The 20,713-nt window shown below is 59.2% G+C and carries 18 protein-coding genes; 16 read left to right on the top strand and 2 right to left on the bottom strand.

From position 1 onward, the window contains the following. Positions 1–306: 306 nt before the first annotated feature. The 8 genes from ACFFT4_RS10550 (at position 307) to ACFFT4_RS10515 (ending at position 8,915) form a co-directional block, all read left to right on the top strand. Positions 307–1,920, top strand: a complete 1,614-nt coding sequence (locus ACFFT4_RS10550; protein ID WP_378047425.1) for a response regulator transcription factor — start codon at positions 307–309, stop codon at positions 1,918–1,920. After that, positions 1,907–3,754, top strand: a complete 1,848-nt coding sequence (locus ACFFT4_RS10545) for a cache domain-containing sensor histidine kinase (protein ID WP_378047424.1) — start codon at positions 1,907–1,909, stop codon at positions 3,752–3,754. The genes ACFFT4_RS10550 and ACFFT4_RS10545 overlap by 14 nt, the downstream gene beginning before the upstream one ends. A 57-nt stretch (positions 3,755–3,811) precedes the next feature. Then, positions 3,812–4,183: a GntR family transcriptional regulator gene (locus tag ACFFT4_RS10540; protein WP_378047422.1), complete on the top strand. Its 372-nt coding sequence runs from the start codon at positions 3,812–3,814 to the stop codon at positions 4,181–4,183. 57 nt (positions 4,184–4,240) lie between these two features. Continuing rightward, complete coding sequence (locus tag ACFFT4_RS10535; RefSeq protein WP_378047420.1) at positions 4,241–5,014, top strand: hypothetical protein; 774 nt, start codon at positions 4,241–4,243, stop codon at positions 5,012–5,014. Between the two features lie 27 nt (positions 5,015–5,041). Then, positions 5,042–6,349, top strand: coding sequence for a hypothetical protein (locus ACFFT4_RS10530; RefSeq protein WP_378047419.1), 1,308 nt, complete (start codon positions 5,042–5,044; stop codon positions 6,347–6,349). Positions 6,350–6,380: 31 nt separating this feature from the next. Then, positions 6,381–7,085, top strand: a complete 705-nt coding sequence (locus tag ACFFT4_RS10525; protein WP_378047417.1) for an ABC transporter ATP-binding protein — start codon at positions 6,381–6,383, stop codon at positions 7,083–7,085. 79 nt (positions 7,086–7,164) lie between these two features. Next, positions 7,165–8,271, top strand: coding sequence for a glycosyltransferase family 2 protein (locus ACFFT4_RS10520; protein WP_378047415.1), 1,107 nt, complete (start codon positions 7,165–7,167; stop codon positions 8,269–8,271). Further along, on the top strand, positions 8,268–8,915 hold the full coding sequence (locus tag ACFFT4_RS10515) for a glycerol-3-phosphate acyltransferase (protein WP_378047413.1): 648 nt from the start codon (positions 8,268–8,270) through the stop codon (positions 8,913–8,915). The genes ACFFT4_RS10520 and ACFFT4_RS10515 overlap by 4 nt, the downstream gene beginning before the upstream one ends. 70 nt (positions 8,916–8,985) lie before the next feature. On the opposite strand, the gene ACFFT4_RS10510 is transcribed toward ACFFT4_RS10515, so the two are convergent. After that, positions 8,986–9,849, bottom strand: coding sequence for a helix-turn-helix transcriptional regulator (locus tag ACFFT4_RS10510; protein WP_378047411.1), 864 nt, complete (start codon positions 9,847–9,849; stop codon positions 8,986–8,988). A gap of 173 nt (positions 9,850–10,022) precedes the next feature. Between ACFFT4_RS10510 and ACFFT4_RS10505 the strand changes: the two genes are divergently transcribed. The 3 genes from ACFFT4_RS10505 (at position 10,023) to ACFFT4_RS10495 (ending at position 13,056) form a co-directional block, all read left to right on the top strand. Then, a complete protein-coding gene (locus ACFFT4_RS10505; protein ID WP_378047409.1) occupies positions 10,023–11,912 on the top strand; it encodes a beta-L-arabinofuranosidase domain-containing protein in 1,890 nt (629 codons plus the stop codon). A gap of 290 nt (positions 11,913–12,202) precedes the next feature. Beyond that, positions 12,203–12,409, top strand: coding sequence for a hypothetical protein (locus tag ACFFT4_RS10500; protein ID WP_378047407.1), 207 nt, complete (start codon positions 12,203–12,205; stop codon positions 12,407–12,409). Then, positions 12,364–13,056 carry a phosphotransferase gene (locus ACFFT4_RS10495; RefSeq protein WP_378047405.1) on the top strand — a complete coding sequence of 231 codons (693 nt, stop codon included), beginning with the start codon at positions 12,364–12,366 and terminating at the stop codon, positions 13,054–13,056. The genes ACFFT4_RS10500 and ACFFT4_RS10495 overlap by 46 nt, the downstream gene beginning before the upstream one ends. A gap of 91 nt (positions 13,057–13,147) precedes the next feature. On the opposite strand, the gene ACFFT4_RS10490 is transcribed toward ACFFT4_RS10495, so the two are convergent. Then, complete coding sequence (locus ACFFT4_RS10490) at positions 13,148–14,680, bottom strand: MDR family MFS transporter (RefSeq protein ID WP_378047403.1); 1,533 nt, start codon at positions 14,678–14,680, stop codon at positions 13,148–13,150. Between the two features lie 245 nt (positions 14,681–14,925). Between ACFFT4_RS10490 and ACFFT4_RS10485 the strand changes: the two genes are divergently transcribed. From ACFFT4_RS10485 to ACFFT4_RS10465, 5 genes are all read left to right on the top strand, one after another. Beyond that, positions 14,926–16,536 (top strand): ABC transporter substrate-binding protein, encoded by a 1,611-nt coding sequence (locus ACFFT4_RS10485; protein WP_378047402.1) that lies wholly within the window; start codon positions 14,926–14,928, stop codon positions 16,534–16,536. A 297-nt stretch (positions 16,537–16,833) separates the two neighbouring features. After that, positions 16,834–17,784, top strand: a complete 951-nt coding sequence (locus ACFFT4_RS10480) for an ABC transporter permease (RefSeq protein WP_378047400.1) — start codon at positions 16,834–16,836, stop codon at positions 17,782–17,784. A 15-nt stretch (positions 17,785–17,799) separates the two neighbouring features. Beyond that, on the top strand, positions 17,800–18,693 hold the full coding sequence (locus ACFFT4_RS10475; protein ID WP_378047398.1) for an ABC transporter permease: 894 nt from the start codon (positions 17,800–17,802) through the stop codon (positions 18,691–18,693). 25 nt (positions 18,694–18,718) lie between these two features. Next, the gene (locus ACFFT4_RS10470; protein ID WP_378047396.1) at positions 18,719–19,747 is read left to right on the top strand and encodes an ABC transporter ATP-binding protein; all 1,029 of its coding nucleotides are present in this window, start codon (positions 18,719–18,721) and stop codon (positions 19,745–19,747) included. Beyond that, complete coding sequence (locus tag ACFFT4_RS10465) at positions 19,725–20,711, top strand: ABC transporter ATP-binding protein (protein ID WP_378047395.1); 987 nt, start codon at positions 19,725–19,727, stop codon at positions 20,709–20,711. Before ACFFT4_RS10470 ends, ACFFT4_RS10465 begins: the two co-directional genes overlap by 23 nt. The last annotated feature ends 2 nt before the right edge of the window (positions 20,712–20,713 follow it).

Here is a 20,713-nt window from a genome sequence, read left to right as displayed (position 1 = left end):
GCGGGCTGTCCCATAAGCAAAAAGGGCGTACCGAACGATGAACGATGGAATGATGTAAGTCGCATCTATCTCCTTCCGCTGCTATTCGATCCTGAAATTTCGAATGGGTAAACCCGTAAATGGGTCATTTCAGGAACGTATGAGGCAGTCTCCAGGAGATGGATGCTTCTTCTTTATCCTCGATCCTCTTGTACGCCCTGACTTAGGGGACAACTCCATCGGTATATGCGGCAGGCGGCGTTCCCGCATTCGGGCGGCCATGATATCATGTAGGAAAAGGGGATTTTCTTCCGCGCGGGGTGGCACATGTACAAGGTAATGATTGTGGAGGACGAAGTGATCGTTCGCATCGGTCTGAAAAATTCCATGGACTGGAGCAAATACGGGATGGAGGTCGTCGCGGACGTCTCCAACGGGGCGGAGGCTTTGGCCGTCTACGAGCGGGACAGGCCGGATCTGATCGTCACCGATCTCAAGATGCCAATCATGGACGGCATGGAGCTGATCTCCGCCATCCGGAAGCAGGACCAGGATACCCGCATTCTCATCCTGAGCTGTCTGGAGGAGTTCGAATACGCGCGCAAGGCGGCCAATCTCAAAGTGTCCGGCTATATTTTGAAGCTGACGATGACGATCGGCGAAATGGAGGAGGTGCTCGCCTCCGTGCGCGAGGAGCTCAGGCAGCGAGGGCAGGTCTCCCCCGCGGCGCTGAATCGGAGGATGAATCTGGAGACGTTAAAGGAGAAGCTGATCAAGGATTATTTGTTTTACGGCGTCTACTCGGATTCCGAGCTCGATCAGCTGCTTAAGCATATGAATGCCTGGATCAAGCCGGACCGGATCATGATGGCGATCGTCGAGACCGGCCAGCACTTCCGGCTGCTCGAACGCTTTAACGACGAGCGGGGAGAGCTGATCCATTTTACCGTGCTGAACGTTCTGAACGAGATTCTGGCCAAGCATCGTCTGGGCGAGGCTTTTCACGATCGCGACAACCGCTACATGCTGCTTCTCTCCTTCGAGGACCCGCTGTCGGAGGAGGAGCTGCGCTTGAAGCTGAACGAGCTGCTGGACAACATCCGGAAAGCGATGAACACTTATTTTAACGTTCCCGTCTTCGGATACGTCAGTTCCCTGGGTCAGGGCTTCGCGTCGTGGAAGAAGATGTATCAGCAATGCAGCGAAGGCATGTCGGCCCGCTATTTCTCGGCTTCGTCGTTCGTATTCGCCTCCGACCGGGTCTACGCCCGCGAGGACGCCGGGTGGAAGGAAGCGGTAAAGGCCGCCTGCGCCAGGTGGGAAAGGCTCGGAGGAACCTGCCGCCGGGATCTGCAGAGAGAGGTCGAGCTTCGAATGGAGCGCCAGCCTCCGTATTCGGAGGCGGAGTGGAAGCGGCTGCTGGCCGGTCTCGCCGATTGGACCTGCCGTTATCTGGGGCTGCCGGAGGAACAAGATTCGCCGTCGAGCGGGGACAAGATTATGGGAAGTCCGACGATTCACGATTCCGTGCAAGTATGGGAGACCCATCTGGAGGAAACGGCCAAGCTGAGGGAAGCGGTCCGGTCCGTCAGCAAGGAAGTGGCCGACGCCGTTCAATACGTGCATCGCCGTTACGACCAGAACTTGTCGCTGCGGGATATTTCCGACTATGTCCGGCTTAGTCCCAACTATTTGAGCCTGCTGTTCAAGAAGGAGATGGGCATGAACCTGATCGAATACTTGACGGAATACCGCATCGACAAGGCCAAGGAGCTGCTGCGCAGCACCTCGCTTAAAACGTACGAGATCGCGGATAACGTCGGTGTGAAGGACAGCGCTTATTTCAGCAGGATTTTCAAAAAGACGACCGGCATGTCGCCGTTGGAGTTTCGGAAGAAAAAGGTGCTGGGCGGGAGAACGGACACGTATGAGGATGCTTAAAATTTTGACCGACCGCAATTTCAACCTGAAGCTGAAAACGCAGCTGATCGCCTCTTTTCTGGCGATGACGATTTTGATTGTAAGCGCTCTCTCCTTTGCGGTCTATCACAGCGTTCTGTCGATCTTGAAGGAGAAGTCCGAACAATCGGTAACCGGCCAGTTTCGCCAGTCGGAGTACAACATTTTAAGCTTCCGGGACCAGTTGGAGAAAATGATGGGATTGTTGGCCATCAACAACGACATCCAGAGCTTTGTCAGCCAGCCGGACTATCCGGACGAGGCTTCCCGGCTGAACGCCGCGCGGCAAATTATCAAAACGCTTGACGTCATCCTGAGCACCTATCCGTACGTCTATTCGATCTCGCTCTACAACCGCAACGGAGAAGCGGTGTCGGTCACGGTAAACAGCAGCTGGTACAGCAAGGACGCCAGCCGCTCAAGCCCGTTCTACGCCTCTGCTTTGTACGAGCGGATCAGCCGGAAGTCCAACGGTTTTCTATGGGACGGCCAAGCGGATTCCTCCTTGTTCGGGTTGGCGGAACGGGTCTATCCGAGCGACCGGCCGATTCCGTACATGACCGCGGTTCGCAATGTCAACGCCCTGGGCAGGGTCAATCTGTCGGCCGTGCTCGCCGTTAACGTCCGTCAGGAGGAGTTCGTCTCCATCTATAACAGCAGCGAAGGCCGGGAGGGGGCGGGCAGTCCGTATCTGATCGACGGAGACGGAATCCGCATTTCGGACGTCGATTCCCGGCTGATCGGGGAAGGCTCCCCGTTCCTGGACCGGCTGGACCAAGCCGGCTCCAACGGCAGCTTCATGCTGCCGATCGGCGGCCGCACCCAGCAGGTGACCTATTATCGGGTAGGGCAGACCGACTGGACGCTGATCAACGAAACTCCGGAAGCGGAATTCGTGCTGAATACGCTGAATCTGCGCAAATTGATCGGAATCGCGGTCGCGTTCAGCATTTTGTTCGCCTTGCTGCTGTCCGTTTACTGGATTTATCGCATTACGAGACCGTTTAACCATCTGGTGCACGCCATGCGCGAGATGGAGCACGGAAATTTGGGCATCGTGCTGGACGAGACGCCGAGCACGGAGCTGGGCATCATCGGCAGAAGATTCAACAAGATGTCGATGAGCATCGGAGAGCTTATCGAGCAGAACAGGACGATCGAGGAGGAGAAGCGGGCGCTGGAGCTGGAGGCCCTGCAATCCCAAATCAATCCCCACTTCCTGTACAACGCGCTGAACACGATCAAATGGGTGGCGATGGTGCGCAAGGAATTGAGCATCGTCGACAGCATCACAACGCTTGGCAACATGCTGCGCGCGATCTACAAGGACCGCTCGCCGTTCATTACGCTTCAGGACGAGGTAGAGTATGTCCACAACTATTTGAAAATCATGAACGCCCGGTACGGAGAAGGCGTGCGCGTATCTCTGACCGTTCCGGACGAGCTGAAAGCGTGCAAAATCATTCGTTTTATGCTCCAGCCGATCGTGGAAAACGCGTTCGTTCACGGCATGACGTCCAAAAACTACCAAGGCGCGATTCGCATCGCCGCCGCGAGGGCCGGAGAGGACATGATCATCGCCGTATCGGACAACGGAACGGGAATGACGGAGGAGCGGCTGCACGCGATTCGCGAATCGCTGGTGACCGGGGAGGCGGCGCTGCATCCTTCGCACGGCCGAAGCGCCGGCATCGGACTGGCGAATGTCAATCGCAGAATCCGCATGCATTACGGGCGAGCTTACGGTCTATCGATTCACAGCGGCGCGGATGAGGGGACACGCGTGGAAATCCGCGTTCCGGCCTCTGCCCGTTGACAGCTTCATTGTACCAGTGGCATAATACAAGTGATTCCAAGGCAGGTGATACCGGGCATGCTGAATTTCTACGAGCTGAAGCTTAATAACAAGGATCCCGTCTACCTGCAGGCGGCGCTGTTCGTGAAACGGCAAATTTTGCTGCGCAAGGCGGTATCCGGCGACAAGCTGCCCTCCAGAAGAGAGGTCGCGGCTCAGCTCAGCATTAACCCGAATACGGTGCAGAAGGCGTTTAAGCTGATGGAGGACGAAGGCTTCGTGCGCACGAGCAGCACGCTGGGCAGCGTCGTCTATGTCGACGACGCCGTATTCCGCCGGATCGAGGAGGAGCTGACCCGCGAGCTGGTGCGCGAGTTCGTCGAGTCGGCCAAGGAAATTCATTTGCCGTTCAAGATGGTGGTCGAGCTGATCAGCGAACAGTGGGAATAAAAATTTTTTTGCGTTTGTTGTACTATTCCTATAATACAAGTAAGGGGCTGCAAAGCGATGAAAGGCTTCTATCGTCTGCTCAATCTCGAATTTGCCAAATGGTTGATTTTCATCGCGTCCGTGTGCGCCGCGTCGATCGTCGCGCCGTTAATTTTGCTGCACCGGCAATTGCGATCGTACAGCGAATTTACGGTGAACGAGCGCTTCGAGGAGGCGTACGCTTCGTCCGGAAGCGTCCTTCTGTTTCTGATCCTGCTCGCGCTTGTGTGCGCCTTCTTCCTGATTACGGTGTACGCGGACTATTGGGGCGGCAAAAGCGTCTATACGTACTTGACGCTGCCGGTCCGTCGAGAGGCGCTGTACTTCGGCAAGGCGGCCGCGTTCGCGGCTTGCCTGCTGCTGTTGCTGGCGTCGCAGCTGATCGGCATCCGGCTCGGGTACGCGCTCTACGCGTCCAAGGTTGCGAGCTACGCCGATGGAGAGTTCGCGATGCGCAACGGTTATTTTCTGGCGATGATCCGTTCGGACTTTTTCCGCTTGCTGCTGCCGATGAGCTTCAGCCGGATGCTGTCCACGCTGGCGATGGGCGTTACGGTCGCGACCGGGTTCTACTACGGCGCGCTGTGCGAGCGAAGCCGCAAATATTTCGGATTTGCCGCTATCGCCGCCGCAGGATGGATTCTGATCGACGCGATCGGCTACCGGATGCACGAGACGGCCCGGTACGCCGAGCCGACGGGGTTGTATGTCAGCAGCGCCTTGCTGCTGGCGTTGAGCGGATTTTTCGTCTGGCATAGTCTGAGCCTGGTGCGCAGAGGGGCGATCGCGTAACGCGCGAACGGAAGGAGGAGACCGGGAATGGAGAAAATCAAGCGTCACGCCGCGCTTCCTGCGCTGGCCGCGGCGATTGCGATTATCGTCGCGTTGACGGCGGCAGCGTATCGGTCGAAGGATAACGGGACGTTCGAGATTCGCGATCTGGCCGGCAGCCGCGAGGCGATTCGCGACATTGCGATAAGCGGCGAGCTGGGAGACGGGGTTCACCGGACGCGCTTCCGGATAGAGGAAGGGCGGATGCGCGCCGATACGGAGCTGTTCGAGCAGCCGAAGCAGGCCGACTTCTATCGCTACGCGCCGGGCAGCCCCGCGCGTCTGGGAGAGCTGGAATACAGCGTGCAGAATACGAGTTCGCTGCATACGATCATGTCGAGAAAAATGACGGATCGAGGCTACGCGATTCCGGTCGGCTCGGCCGAGGTCGTTCCGCCGCCGATGCGCCGCGACTCCGAGGACCCGAACGACGGCGTCCGTCTTGCCAATCCGCCCGAATACGGACTGGCCGGCATCGGGGACAACGTGTATTACACCGTTCCCGTATCCTCGCAGTTCGTCGGGACCAGCGCGATTTACGAGCTTGAATTTTATCCGTGGGGCTTCCGGTCGGGCATGAATCCGCAAGATTACGCGTCCCGTCGGCTTGTCGACTTCTCGCTTGAAGCGAATCGCTCCGGCGAGGGGACGGGGATCGAGATTCTCGGCCTGGAGGCGGTCGGCGACCGGCTGGTCCTGATCTCCGCGGAGAACGAAACGCTGCATATCCGAAGTTACGACGGCCGTACCGGGGAGGCGCTCGGAGAGGCGGCCGTTCCGGAGTTTCGCTTGCCCGCGCGCGAGTACGTTTCCGGCCCGGCGACGACCGCCTCGTATTACGAAGGCTATGAGGCCTACCCGGATCACGAGCGATTAACGCTGACGTTAAACTTCCGCAGAGGCTCCTCGACCCAGAACCGGACCGACATGACGGCGCTCAGCTTCGAGTTCGCCGACGGAGTCGAGCTTGCGAACCGGACGGAGCTTGCTTTTTCCGACGGGGAAGAGGATACGTACAACGGGATTTCCCGTCTGGGCTACCGCAACGGCAAGCTGTACGCGATCCGGTCGTTTCGCGAACCCGAGACGGAGCGGAGCAGAGCGATGTACGATATCGTGCGTCCGAAGCACCTGTATATGTACGTCTACGAGAATTCGAAGCCGATTTACAAGGGCGAGATCGTTACCGATCTGAACGACGACAATATCCGCGCCTACAACCAATCTCCGATGCAGGGGGGCTTCGGCTACTCGCAGATGGAATACCGCTATTTTACGAATATCGTCTTCGAATAACGCTTTGGAGAAGCCGAGGGAGGAATGAGCCGTGATCGAGTTGAAATACGTAGATAAGCGTTATCCGACAAGCAACGCCTTGCTGTACGTCAACGGGCTGAAGATTCCCAAAGGCGAGATCGTCGGCATTCTGGGCGAGAACGGGAGCGGGAAAACGACGCTGCTCAAGGCGATCATGGGCATCGGCGAGCTGCAAAACGGCGAGATCACGATCGAGGGGGAGCCCGTCGTCCGGCAATACGCGCGAATGGCGTTTATTACCGAGGAGGGCAGCTTCCTGCCGAACAAGACTCCGCTGGAATACGCGGCGTTCCTGTCCGGGTTTTTCCCCCGGTTCGATCAAGCGTATTTCCAGCAGCTGCTGGAACGGTTCGAGCTGCCCGCCCGCCGCAAAATCAGAACGTTCTCCAAGGGTCAGAAAATGAAGCTGGAGATGAGCGCGGGCTTGGCCAAGCGCCCGGATTATTTGCTGCTGGACGAACCGTTCGTGGGCAAGGACGTTTTCTCGCGGCGGGATTCCCTCAAGCTGATGATGTCCGGACTGAGGGGGGACGAGACCGTGCTGATCACGACCCATCTGATCGACGAGATCGAGAACGTGATCGATCGCGCCATCGTCCTTCACAAAGGGCTGATCCGCGCCGACTTCCTCATCGACGATCTGCGGGAGGAAGGCAAAAGCTTGACGGACGCGATGCAGGAGGTGCGGGATACGAGCCCGTATTATCGCGACTAAGAAGGAACGTCATCGGCGGCTCGAAGTCTACGCTTATCCTTTCTTCACATATAAATGAAGAAACGAGGGAGGCGGAAGTATGGCCATGTGGGGCTGGGTCTGGATCGCGGTGTTCGTGCCGCTCGGCGGCTTGTCCGGCTTTTTGCTGTTTCGGCGGGCCGGGCTGCCCGTCTCGGGAGAGCCTGCCGCCGGGCGGCTTTCCGTGATCATTCCGGCCAGGAACGAGGAGCGGAACCTGCCGCACCTGCTCGGTTCGCTGATGGAGCAAACCGTGCGGCCGCACGAAATCATCGTCGTGGACGATCTCTCGGAGGATCGCACGCGCGAGATCGCCGAGAGCTACGGGGTTACGGTCATTGCCGGCACGCCTTTGCCCGAAGGATGGACCGGCAAGAACTGGGCGGTATGGACGGGGTACTCGCATTCCTCGGGAGACGTGCTCGCCTTCATGGACGCCGACGTTCGGCTCGCGCCGAACGCGCTGGCCTCTCTGCTGCGCGCCAGGGAAAGCTGCGGAGGCGTCGTGTCCGTCGTGCCCTATCATCTCACGGAGAAGCTTCATGAAAGATTGGCACTGATTTTTAATTTGTTGGGCGTGTTTGCCTTTACTTCTCCGTTCGAGAGAAACAATCCGGGGAAAGGGCTGTACGGCTCTTGCATTGTCGCGTCCCGGGCGGATTACGAGAAAATCGATGGCCACGAGAGCGTCCGGGGAGAGGTGCTGGACGATCTGCTGCTCGGCTCGAAGTTCCGGGAGGCCGGCATTCCGACCGCCAACTACATCGGATACCGCCTCGTTTCTTTCCGGATGTATCCGCAGGGCATTCGCAGCGAGATCGAAGGCTTCAGCAAAGGCGCCGTTCTGAGCACGTCTACGCTGGATCGTCGGACGATCGTCTGCACGGCGGCCTGGATCGTGGGCCTGCTTGCGACGGAGCTCGTGTTCCCCATGGCTGCTACGCCGTGGGCGCTGCCGCTGGCGGTCGGCTATGCGCTGTACACGGCGCAGATCGTCTATTTCATGAGATACGCGGGTTATTTCGGCATCGTAATTCCGCTGCTGCATCCGCTGGCTTCGTTGTTTTTCCTTGCCGTGATGCTGTATTCGCTGTACCAGGTCGCGGTGCTGGGGCGCGTCAGGTGGAAAGGAAGAGACGTCCGCGCGGGAGGCGGGAAGAGTCTATGATGCTGGTTCTGTGGACGATCGCGGCGTTCCTGTCCGGTTCGCTTATGTTCTCTTACTGGCTGGGGCGGGCGGCGAACCGGGAGCTGCGCGGCGTCGGCGACGGGAATCCGGGCGCGCTGAACCTGTGGAAGGCGGCGGGCTTCCGGCTCGGTCTCGCGGGTGTCGTCCTGGATTTCCTGAAGGGCTACTTGCCGCTGCTGGGGCTGGTCGCCGCGGGTTACGCCCAGGGGGGCCGCCTTATTCCGCTGGCGATCGCTCCGATTGCCGGTCACGCGTTCTCCCCGTTTCTCGGAGGGCGCGGCGGCAAGGCGATCGCGGTAACGTTCGGAGTCTGGAGCGCGATAACGGGCTTCGAAGCCGCGCTCGCTTACGCGGTTTTGCTGGCCGTATTGAAAGGCACCGCCCGCCTGCTCCGGGGCGATCGCCCCAAGAGACCGGAGTCGGACGCCGCGCAGGTCGTCGTCGGAACGCTGCTGCTCCCGGTCTACCTGCTGGCGTCGCAGCAGGAGGCCGCGCTTCTCTACGTATGGCTCGGCAGCTTCGCGATCATCGTATACAAGCACCGGAAGGAGCTGGCCTCTCTGGCGTTGCGTCTCGGCAAGCGAAATGCCGGCAAGCGCGATAACAGCAAGAGCGTGTCTTAGAAGGGGCGGCTATTCGCCCGTCACCGGCTCCGGCGGATCGTATAAGACCGTCTCGCGTGCCTTTAAGAGGTCAGAGCTGCCGGAATCGCATTCGGAATGCTTTGGGCGTCGTGCCGGCGAGGCGGCCGAAGCAGCGGACGAAATGCGGAAAAGAACCGAAGCCGACGTTCTCGGCGACGCGTCCGACCGCGTCGTTCGTATCGATCAGCAGCCGCTTGGCTTGCTCCACCCGGTAACGGGTCAAGTAATCGAGCGGCGTGCAGCCGTAGACCCGTTTCATGCAGAGCGAAATATAGTTGGCGTGGAAGTGCAGCTCCTCCGACATTTTTTTATAGGTAAACGTCTCCCGGTAGCTGCGGCGCAGAAATGCGGCCGCCTCTTCGGCGATCGCCAAATACGAGCCGCCGGCCGGAAGCTTGGAATCCTCCTGCACCTGCAAGAGCAGCTCTTGAAAAAGCAGCTGCTGCCTCCAATAAGAGAGCGCGGACATTTCGGCTTGCAGCGCCAGCATCCCGCGCAGATGGGCGTGCGCGGATTCGGGCGCGAGCAGATTTCCCGTCTGCGGCAGATAGAAGGAGAAGGGATGCACGACCGGATAATCGCCCTCCGCGCGGGACAAGATCGCCTTCCGATCTCCCTCGTCGTCCGTCTCGCTCCAACCGCCGAACGTCTGGAAATGAATCCAGTAGAAATGGGTCTCCGCTTCGCACGGCTCCGTCGTCCGGTGAGCGCGGTCCGGCCGCAGCAGGCCGAAGCCTCCCGCGGGAATGACCACGGGCAGCGATTCCTCCGCCAGATACAGGCAGCCCCGGGTAACGAACAGCAGATCGAACACGCCGATGCCCGAGCGATCGACATGGCTCCGGCCCGCCGAATACGTGTCTTCGCCGCAGGCGATGAAATGCGGCAGAGGCGGAGAAACAAATTTCAGCATGCGGACCCCATCCCTTTCTTCCCTGCGCGTTTATTTGTTCATTATAACGGAAGCTGCGGGGCTCATGTTGCGATCGGACAAAAACTGTGTGCTTTACGCTATCGGCGAGACGGATTTGCGGTGCTATATTCGGAGGGAGAGCACTTATCTTCCGAACAAGCGAGGGATTCATAATGAGCAAAAAGCGTACGGCGTTCGAAGCGCTCCCGCTCGGGGCGATCAAGCCGGAGCAGTGGCTTCGGGATCAATTGCGGATTCAGGCCGACGGGCTGACGGGACATTTGGAGGAGCACTGGCCGGACGTCGGTCCGGACAACGGCTGGATCGGCGGCAAGGGCGAGAGCTGGGAGCGCGGGCCGTACTACTTGGACGGGCTGCTTCCGCTGGCTTATCTGCTGGAGGACGACGGTCTGATCGCCAAGGCGAAGCGCTGGATCGAATGGTCGCTGGCCAGCCAACGCGAGGACGGCTCGTTCGGACCGGACGCCATCGAGACGGTAAACGGCGACGTCGACAAGCAGCAGGATTGGTGGCACTACATGATCATGCTCAAGGTGATGACGCAGTACGAGGAAGCGACGGGGGACGAGCGGGTCGTTCCGTTCCTGACCTCGTATTTCCGGTACGTGCGAAGCCGGATCGAGGGACAGCCGCTGCGCGGCTGGGCGGAGGCGCGCGGAATGGAGCTGCTGCTGTCGATTCAGTGGCTGTACCGGAAAACCGGGAACGAGGACTTAAAGGAGCTGGCCGGCATCGTTGCCGCGCAGACGACGGGCTGGACGGACGTATTCCACGACTTTCCTTTCTGGAGGAAGGTCGAGCGATGGGATTGGAAGACGCATGTCGTCAACGTGGCGATGGGCATTAAAGCGCCGGGCGCGCTGTACGAGCTGACCGGAGATTCCCGGGAACGGGAGGCGGTTCATCGCGGCATCGACAGCCTGATGACTTACCACGGCCAAGCCCACGGCATGTTCTCGGGGGACGAGTGGCTGTCCGGGACGCATCCGAGCCAGGGCGTCGAGCTGTGCGCCGTCGTGGAGTATATGTTCTCGATGGAACAGCTTACGCGGGTGTTCGGTGAAGGGCGTTTCGGCGACATTCTGGAAAAGGTGGCGTTTAACGCTTTGCCGGCGGCGATCTCCAAGGACTGGACGTCGCACCAGTACGACCAGCAGGTGAACCAGATCGTCTGCAACGTGGCTCCCCGCGATTGGAGCAACGGCGACGATGCGAATCTGTTCGGCCTGGAGCCCCATTTCGGCTGCTGTACGGCGAATATGCACCAAGGCTGGCCGAAGCTGGTCTCGCATCTGTGGATGCAAGACGGCGAAGGCGGTCTCGCGGCGGTATCGTATGCGCCCTGCACGGTAACGGCCCCGGTCGGAGAAGGCGGACAGGCACTCGCGAAGCTGCGGGTAAGCGGCAATTATCCGTTCCGCGAGACGGTGGACATCGAGCTCACGCTCGACCGTCCGGCCGAATTCGCGATTGCGCTGCGCGTTCCCGAATGGTGCGAAGGGCCCGTCGTCAAGCTGAACGGGGAAGAAGCCGAGCTGTCGATCGAGAGAGGCTACGCCAACCTTCGCCGCGAATGGTCGGACGGGGATCGGCTGACGCTGCTTCTGCCGATGAAGACCAAGACCGTTACCCGCAATCTGCTCGCTGTCAGCGTAGAGCGCGGACCGCTCGTATACGCCCTGCCGATCCGGGAGAACTGGCAGCTGCTGCAGCGCAGAGAGAAGTTCCACGATTGGGAGGTGTATCCCGGCTCTCCTTGGAAATACGGATTGCCGGCCGACAACGAATATGAAGCGGTATTGTCGGACGTCGCTTATCAGCCCTTCGACGCGAGCAATTCTCCCGTCCGGCTGAAGACGAAGGGACGGCTGGTGCGCGATTGGCGGATGGAAGGCAACAACGCCGGCACTCCGCCGATGCATCCGAACACCGAGGGCCAGCCGACTGCGGACCTCGAGCTCGTTCCGTACGGCGGCGCGAAGCTGCGCATCGGGGAGTTCCCGACGATCGACCATCCGCTTGAAGCGAGAAAACATATGTAGAAGCAATCCCTCCTCTTGGACGCGCCCGTCATGCGTACAAGAGGTTTTTTTTGGCGGATGACCATTGACTGCCAACGATTCGCCGGGACCTCTCCTCATTCCGCCCAGAAACGTTGTCGAATTTCGGAGCTTTGCGAGATGAGGCGGTCAAGTTACAATGAGGGAAGAGAGTGCCTCCAGAGGAAAAGCAACGCAATCGACTATATTGTCCGCGATGATTCGGAGGATTTACCGGCATTGGAAGAATGCAATCGGAATCGATCGATCTCGCAAGAGGAAGGGGAAGCGTATTGAACAATCCACTGGAGAGCATCCGCTGGACGGAAGGGACCGCGGCTTTGGAGAAGCTGCTCGAAGAGGCGGGCGCCGCGGCCGTACGCGGCATGAATCAAGGCTTCGAGGCCGAAGTAACGAGAATCGATGCGGATCGGGGCAGCTTTGTGCTGAAAATATGGAGCAAAGACTCCAGGCCGGACGTCGGCTGCTGCGGGTTTTAAGCGAGCGGGGAATCGCGGTGCCGGAGGCGCTTGGCTGGGGGCTCGACCCGAACGGAGATCAAGCGCTGCTGACCGCCTACGGCGGAGAATCCGTCGCGAAAGCGAACGCCGGGACAATGAGCGCGCTGGCGGGCATTCTGTCGGCGATTCACCGGATTCCCGTCGGGTCGCTCAAGGGCGTAAAGCTGCCGAAGCACGACCTGGCCGCCTATTTTTTTCCCGGAGTCGAAGCTTATCCCGATCTTGAACAAGCCTTGCGCCGCTTGACGGCCCGCATTCCAGAGACGAGCGACCGGATCATTCACGGAGATTATCATCTGCAAAATATCGTCGAGCGCGACGGCGAATACGCGATCCTCGACTGGACGAACGGCCAAGCCGGAGATTTCAGATACGACTTCGCCTGGGCTTGCGTCCTCATTCGCATTTACGCATCGGAACGTCTGGCCTCGGCTTTCCGCGCCGCTTATCTCCGGGCAAATCCGATTCCCCCGGAGGAGCTCCGCCTGTTCGAGGGAATCGCTTGTCTGAGATGGATGCTGCTGCATAGACGCGGAGGCGTGCCGCAAGGACCCCGAACGGTAAAGAAAGTACGGGAAATCGTCGCGTCGCTCGAAGGCATCGTTCCGGTGGAGCTGCTCGGCTAGGGCGATCATTCCATCGTTGATTCGCCGGCAGCCCGACCTTCCTCTATACGGGAGAAGCAGTATACATTTGCACGATCTCCGGCGCGTTCTTTTAATGCGCTGCCGCGTAATCGTCGAGCGCCGCCGCCGGGTCGAGCTTTTCCTTCTTCATGGACAGGGCGGCGACCAGGGCGAGCGCGGCGGGAACGATTCCCCAGGCGAACGTCGCGCCGATCGACGTGGCCAGTCCGGACCGGACGACGTCGAGAACGCCCGCGTCGAAAGCCTGCCTGAGCTCGGGATTAAGCAGCACGTACGGATCGCCGTAGTCGAGACTCGCGGGCATGGACAAGGCTCCGCCGCCCGCGAATGCCGATGTCAGCTTGCCCGTAAGCAAGTGGCTCTGAATAATGCCGAAGATCGTAATTCCGAGCGTCATGCCGAGCGAACGGTTGAAGTTAAGCGTAGAATTGGCCGCTCCGCGCTGCGCGGCCGGAAAAGATTGAATGGCCGACGTGCTGAGAACGGAGAAGGTGGCGCCTACGCCAAGGCCGATCAGAATCATATAGACGGTCACGAGAATGCGCGGCGATTCCGCCGTAATTCCCGTCAGCAGAACGAGTCCGGCAATGAGCAGGATGAGGGGAGGGACCAGAATCGCCCGGAACGACAGCTTCGTCATCAGGAAACCTCCCAGCGTAGCCGTCACTACCGATCCCATCATCATCGGCAGCAGAACGAGTCCGGCATTGGACGCGCTGCCTCCAAGGACGCCTTGGATGAAGATCGGAATGAACACCGACGCGGACATAAAAGCGGCGCCGCTGAACATGGCGATCGCGTTGCTCGTCGTATAGAGCCGATTTTGGAACATTCGGTAAGAGATGATCGGTTCGGCCGCTCTTTTTTCCACGACGATCAGCAACAGAACCAATACGAGGAAGCCTGCGAACAGCCCGAGGATTTGCGGCGAGCCCCAAGCGTACTCCTTGCCGCCGAGCTCCAGAGCCATCATCAGGCAGACGATCGCCCCGACGAGCAGCGTCGCGCCCAAGTAATCGATGCTTTGTCTGGAATGCGCCGCCGACTTCTTGTAAAATACGGCAACCATCGCGAACGCGATCAAGCCGATCGGCAGATTGATGTAGAAGATCCATTTCCAATGCAGATGGTCCGTGATATAACCGCCGATCATCGGCGCGGCTATGCTCGAGAGGCCGAACAAGCCGCCGAACATTCCCGTCATTTTCCCTCTGTTCTCGGGAGCCACGACGTCGAACATGATCGTGAATGCGATCGATACCATGGCGCCTGCGCCGACCCCCTGCACCGCTCTGAAGATGCTGAGCGTCGCGATGGATTCGGCCGTGCCGCACAGGGCCGACCCGATCATGAACACGACGATGCCGAAGATGAAAAACCGCTTGCGTCCGTACATGTCGGACAGCTTGCCGAAAATCGGCATTCCCGCCATTTCCGTGACCATATAAGCGGAGGTTACCCAGACGAATTTGTCCAGCCCGCCCATCTCCCCGACGATCGTGCCCATCGCCGTGGCCACGATCGTGTTGTCCATCGACGCCATGAGGATCGATAGCAGGAGTCCCGTCATAATGAATCCGACTTTGGTTTGCTTTTGACTCATTGGTGTTTCCATTCCCTTCGCGGTTAAGTGAACCGGCGAACCCGCCGACTGCAATCATCATAACCGCCCCTTGTTGACAGCTGTGTGTCAGGATTAAAATGGAATGTTGTTTTCGGGCCGCGTTTCGTATCCTTCCGTTGACAACCCCAAGAAAATGATTTACTATTCCATTATATCAACTCGGAATAGTATGTTTTTGGAACATTCCGAAAATTCAGCATGACAACCAGGGGGAGAAAGCTAGAATGAAATTCAACAAGATCAGCTTGCTGGCATTGGTCCTATTGTTAACAACGGTGCTGGCCGCCTGCAGCAAAGACAATTCGAACAGCGGGGGCCAGAATGCTTCCCAGAGCCCGTCCGGCAGCGCCGGCGCGTCTCAGGAGCAGAACGCGAAGGAATATAAGAACGAACTGAATATCGCCCTTACGGCACAGCCTCCGACACTGGATTCCGCGATGACGGTATCGACCGTCGCGCTGGATACGGCAGGCTACATTTTCGAGCAGCTGTACACGCTGAACGCCAACTACGAGCCGATGCCGCAGCTGGCGGAATCGGTGGAGAGAAGCGAGGACGGCTTGACGTATACGTTTAAGCTGCGCCAAGGCGTGAAGTTCCACAACGGCAAAGAGATGACCTCCGAAGACGTCGTCGCCTCGATGAACCGTTGGCTCGTGACGTCGTCCCGCGCCAAAGTGCTGCTCGTGAACGCGAAATTCGAGGCGGTGGACGCGTACACGGTGAAATTGACCGTGGAGCAGCCGACGTCCGACGTATTGATTCTGATCGCCTCCCAGGCGCAGTTCCCTTCCATCATGCCGAAGGAGATCGTGGAGTCCGCTCCGGCGGAGGGCGTCGCCGAATATATCGGCACGGGCCCGTACAAGTTCGCGGAATGGAAGCAGGATCAGTACATTCATTTGGTCAGAAACGAAGATTATCAGAGCGTCGACGCGGAGCCTAGCGGTTACTACGGACGCAAGGACGCGCCTACGGAAAACTTGTATTTCCACTTTGTCACCGACCACGCCACGCGGATCGCGGGCGTCAAGACGGGCAAATACGACGTGGCCGACAGCATTCCGATCGAGAGCTACGACGAGCTGGCCGCGGATAAGAATGTGAACCTGCTGACGTTCCCGGGCGGTACGCTGACCGCGTTCCTGAACACCTCCGAAGGCTTGTTCGCGAATCCGACGATCCGCCAGGCGGTTCTCGCCGCGCTGAACGACGAGGAGATCATGCTGGCGAGCTTCGCCAAGCCGGATCTGTACTCGCTCGACCCCGGCTACCTCAGCACGAGCCAAGTGCAGTGGGCCAACGACGCGGGCAAGGATTACTACAACCAGGCCAACCAGGAGAAGGCCAAGCAGCTGTTGGCGGAAGCCGGCTATAACGGAGAAGAAATTACGCTGCTGACGACGAAGGATTACGCCGAGATGTACACGGGCACGCTGGTTATTCAGGAGCAGCTTCGCCAGATCGGCATGAACGTAAAAGTCGACAATTACGATTTTCCGACGTTCCTCGAGACGAAGAACGACCGCAGCAAATGGGATCTGTTCATCGCCAGCACAGGCTATCAACTGACGCCTCCGCAGCTGCTGGCCGTCAACCCGGACTGGGCCGGTCTGGACAACGACACCGTGAAGCAGGCGCTCGTCGCCATTCGCAGCGCCGCGACTCCGGAAGCGGCCAAGGCGGAATGGGAGAAGCTGCAGCAATTCCTGTACGAATTCGGCTCGTCCACGGTGATCGGCCACTATAACGGCCTCGTGGCGACGTCGAAGGATTTGGAAGGCTTCGAGCTGTTCAAAACTTCGCTTGTGTGGAACGCGAAAATCGCGAAATAATCGTCTTTCCCGTTCGAGGAGGGTGTGACAAGTTACTTTGTAGCTTAGCCGACACCCTCCTTCTCTTGACCATCGGAAAGCATCACGTTCGCTAATTCCATCCGAGCCGTCTCCGACAAAAACGCGTTCTTCGTCCTAAGGACGCCGAAGGCGTTTTTGCTTGATGAATCGGGAATAATCGAATACGCTAGAGGTTATCCGAATCATTTTTCGACAAAAACGCGATTCTCCGTTCGACGAATCCTCGATAGCGTTTTTGCTTGATGATGTCGATATTTCAACGAACGAGGGGATTACATGCTGGCATACGTTGCGAAAAGGCTCCTGTCTCTGATTCCCGTCCTGTTCGTCGTCACGGTCGCAATCTTCCTGATCATCCACCTGACGCCGGGCGACCCCGCGGCCGCGATGCTGGGCATCGAAGCTTCGGAGGCGGACATTCAGGCGCTGAACGAGGAGCTTGGGTTGAATCGCCCCGTGCACGAGCAGTATATTCATTGGGTTTCCGGCGTGCTGAGAGGCGACCTGGGCGACTCGATCTTCATGCGGCAGTCCGTCGGGCAAGCGATTGCCGAACATATATGGCCGACGCTGTCCCTGGCGATTCTCGGACAAGCGATCGCGCTCGTGCTGGCGATCCCGTTCGGGATGATCGCGGCGTACAAGCGAGGAACGGCCGTCGATTACTCGCTGATGGGGATATCGCTGCTCGGACTCGCAGTCCCGAGCTTCCTGCTCGGCCTGTTCCTGATGCTGGGCGTCGGCGTGCGGCTGCAGTGGCTGCCGGTGGCGGGATACGAGCCGCTGAGCGAAGGGCTGTGGGAGCATCTGCAGTATTTGATTCTTCCCGGGCTTTCGCTCGGCGCGATCCAGGCGGCGCTCATCACGAGAATGACCCGCTCGTCCATGCTGGAAATTTTGAACCTGAATTATATCAAGACGGCGCGTTCCAAGGGGCTGCGGGAGCTGACCGTGCTGACGAAGCACGCCTTCCGCAATGCGTTCCTGCCGATTCTGACCGTCATCGGGCAGACGTTCGGCACGCTGGTGACGGGAGCGGTCGTCGTGGAGTCGATCTTTAATATTCCCGGACTGGGCCAGCTCATCCTGAATTCGGTCGTGCGCAGGGATTTCGCCGTCATCCAGGGCGTCGTATTGATCGTCACGCTGATCTACGTGGGCATCAATCTGATCGTCGACCTGCTGTACGGCGCGGTCGATCCCCGCGTTCGTCTGGACCGCAAATAAGGAGGAGAGGGCAGCATGGCCAATGAAAATATCGCCGCGATGAGCAGACGGCTGAAAAAAGAGCAGCGCGCCCTGCGCTTCCGCCGGTTCAGAAGCAGCTACGGCTTGATGATCGGCGCCGTGCTGTTCGCATTGTTCGTCTTGATCGCAGCCGTCGGTCCCTATCTGATGCCGTACGATCCGTACGCGATGAAGGTGACCGAGCGTCTGCTGCCGCCCGGCGGCGCCCACCTGCTCGGAACCGACGAGTTCGGCCGGGATCTGATGACGCGCATCGTCTACGGCGCGAGAGTGTCGATCAGCGTTGGCCTGGTCGTGGCTCTGCTGTCTTCGCTGCTGGGGCTCGTGATCGGCATTTACGCCAGTTATTACAAGACGCTGGATCATATTTTAATGCGCATTTGCGACGGCTTGATCGCCATTCCCGGCGTATTGCTCGCCATCGCCTTGATGGCGGCGCTGGGGGCGTCCGCGGCCAACGTTATTATCGCCTTGACGATCGTGTTCACGCCCAATATCGCCAGGGTCGTCCGCTCGTCGGCGCTTGTCGTCCGCGAGCAGACCTATATCGAAGCGATGCACGCCCAAGGGGCGAGCGATTCCCGCATTCTCTGGAAGCATATCGCTGTCAACACGCTGTCGCCGCTGCTCGTGCAGGCGACGTTCGTCTTCGCGGAGGCGATCATTTCCGAGGCGGCGCTCAGCTTCCTGGGGGCCGGCATTCCGGCTCCGGAGGCAAGCTGGGGCAACATTCTGTACGCCGGCAAGCTGGTTATCTACAAGGCTTGGTGGATGGTCGTGTTCCCCGGCGTGTTTATCATTTTGTCCGTGCTCGGGCTGAATTTGCTGGGAGACGGCCTGCGAGATTTTCTGGACCCGCGCGTGAAGCTCAAGCAGAAGAAATCATGACATCAAACGGGATGGAGGGTGCGACATGAAGCAGACGCCTCTATTGGAAATCAACGACTTAAAAACCCATTTTCATACGGACAGAGGAAAAGTGACGGCTGTCGGCGGCGTCAGCTTCTCCATGGACCGCGGGGAGATTATCGGCATCGTGGGCGAGTCGGGCTGCGGCAAAAGCGTAATGTCCCAGTCCATCCTGAGACTGCTCGAGCATACCGATTCCGTCGAATACGAGGGAGAGGTCCTGTTTGAGGGCGAAAATTTGCTGGCTATGCCGCTGCCCAAGCTGCGGGCCGTTCGGGGCAACGAAATCTCGATGATTTTTCAGGACCCGCTCACCTCGCTGAATCCGGTGTACACGATCGGCAACCAGATCGAGGAGGCGCTTCGCCTCCACCGCAAGCTGTCCAGGAAAGAAGCGCGCAAGAAGGCGATCGAGATTCTCGGCCTGACCGGCATCCCTTCCCCGGAAACGCGAGTGGACGATTATCCGCACCAGCTGTCCGGCGGCATGCAGCAGCGTGCGATGATCGCCATGGCACTGGCTTGCGAGCCGAAGTTGCTCATCGCCGACGAGCCGACGACGGCGCTCGACGTGACGATCCAGGCGCAGATTCTGGAGCTGATCACGGAGCTTAACCGGACGCTTGGCATGGGCGTGCTGTTCATTACGCACGATCTCGGCGTCGTGTCGGAAATCTGCACCGGGGTCAAAGTGATGTACCTGGGACGGATCGTCGAGGAGACGACGACGGAGCGGCTGTTCCGTTCGCCGCTGCATCCGTATACGCAGGGGCTGCTCCAATCGATTCCGAAGCTGGAGGGCGACCGCCGCGAGAAGCTGCACGTTATCGAAGGGACCGTTCCTTCGCTGTCCGACATTCCGCGCGGCTGCGGATTTTCGACGAGATGCCCTTACGCCGACGAGAAGTGCCGCAGCGAGGACCCGGTGATGGCGCAGGCGGACGAGCGCCACCGGGTCAAATGCTGGCATTACGAGAAGATCAACCGGTTGACGGAGAGGAGGAGCGGAGATGGCGAAGCGGTCGGCGGCTGAACCGATTCTGGAAGTAAACGCTCTGGTCAAGAAGTTTCCGGTATACGGCTCGTTCGGCAAGCTGTTCGGGGCCAAGGCATATGTGAACGCGGTGCGGGAAGCATCCTTTCGTCTGTATGAAGGGGAGACGTACGGCCTTGTCGGCGAATCGGGCTCGGGCAAGAGTACGACCGGGCGCGCCGTTCTCGGCTTGACGCCCCCCAGCTCCGGAGAGGTTCTCTACCGCGGGCAAGACCTCGTCAAGCTGTCGAAGCGGGAGCTGCGCAAGTTCCGCAACGAGATCCAGTTCGTGTTCCAGGACCCGCTCTCCTCCCTGAATCCGCGCAAGCGAATCGGCGACATTCTCGAAGAGCCGCTCATCATTCATAAGATCGGCGACCGGCAGAAGCGTCAGGAGCAGGTGTTCCGGATACTCGAGGTCGTCGGCCTGCAGCCGGAGCATTATTTTCGTTATCCGCACGAATTTTCCGGAGGGCAGCGGCAGCGGATCGGTCTGGCCCGGGCTTTGATCGTCAATCCGAAAATTATGATCTGCGACGAGCCGGTGTCCGCGCTGGACGTGTCGATTCAATCGCAAATTTTGAACATGCTGCGCGAGCTGCAGACGGAGCTTGGCTTGACGATGCTGTTCATTACGCACGACATGAGCGTCGTCCGCTACATTTCCGACCGCATCGGCATCATGTACCTGGGGACGATCGTCGAAGAGGCGTTGACGGACGACCTGTTCGAAGCGCCCCGGCATCCTTACACGAAGGCGCTGCTGTCGGCCGTGCCCGATTATACCCGCAGCCGGCTGAAGGAGCGGATCATTCTGAAGGGCGAGATTCCTTCTCCGCTGTCCCCGCCGACCGGCTGCGTCTTCCACACGCGCTGTCCGCTGGCGACGGACAGGTGCCGGGTCGAAGCGCCGGCCGTCAGAGAAGTGCGGGAGGACCACCGGGTCGCCTGCCATTACGCATAATA

The organism is Cohnella cellulosilytica (assembly GCF_042431195.1).
Lineage (GTDB): Bacteria > Bacillota > Bacilli > Paenibacillales > Paenibacillaceae > Cohnella > Cohnella cellulosilytica.
The sequence above is the reverse complement of the archived record's forward strand: the minus strand, read 5'-3'. Positions and strand labels throughout refer to the sequence as shown.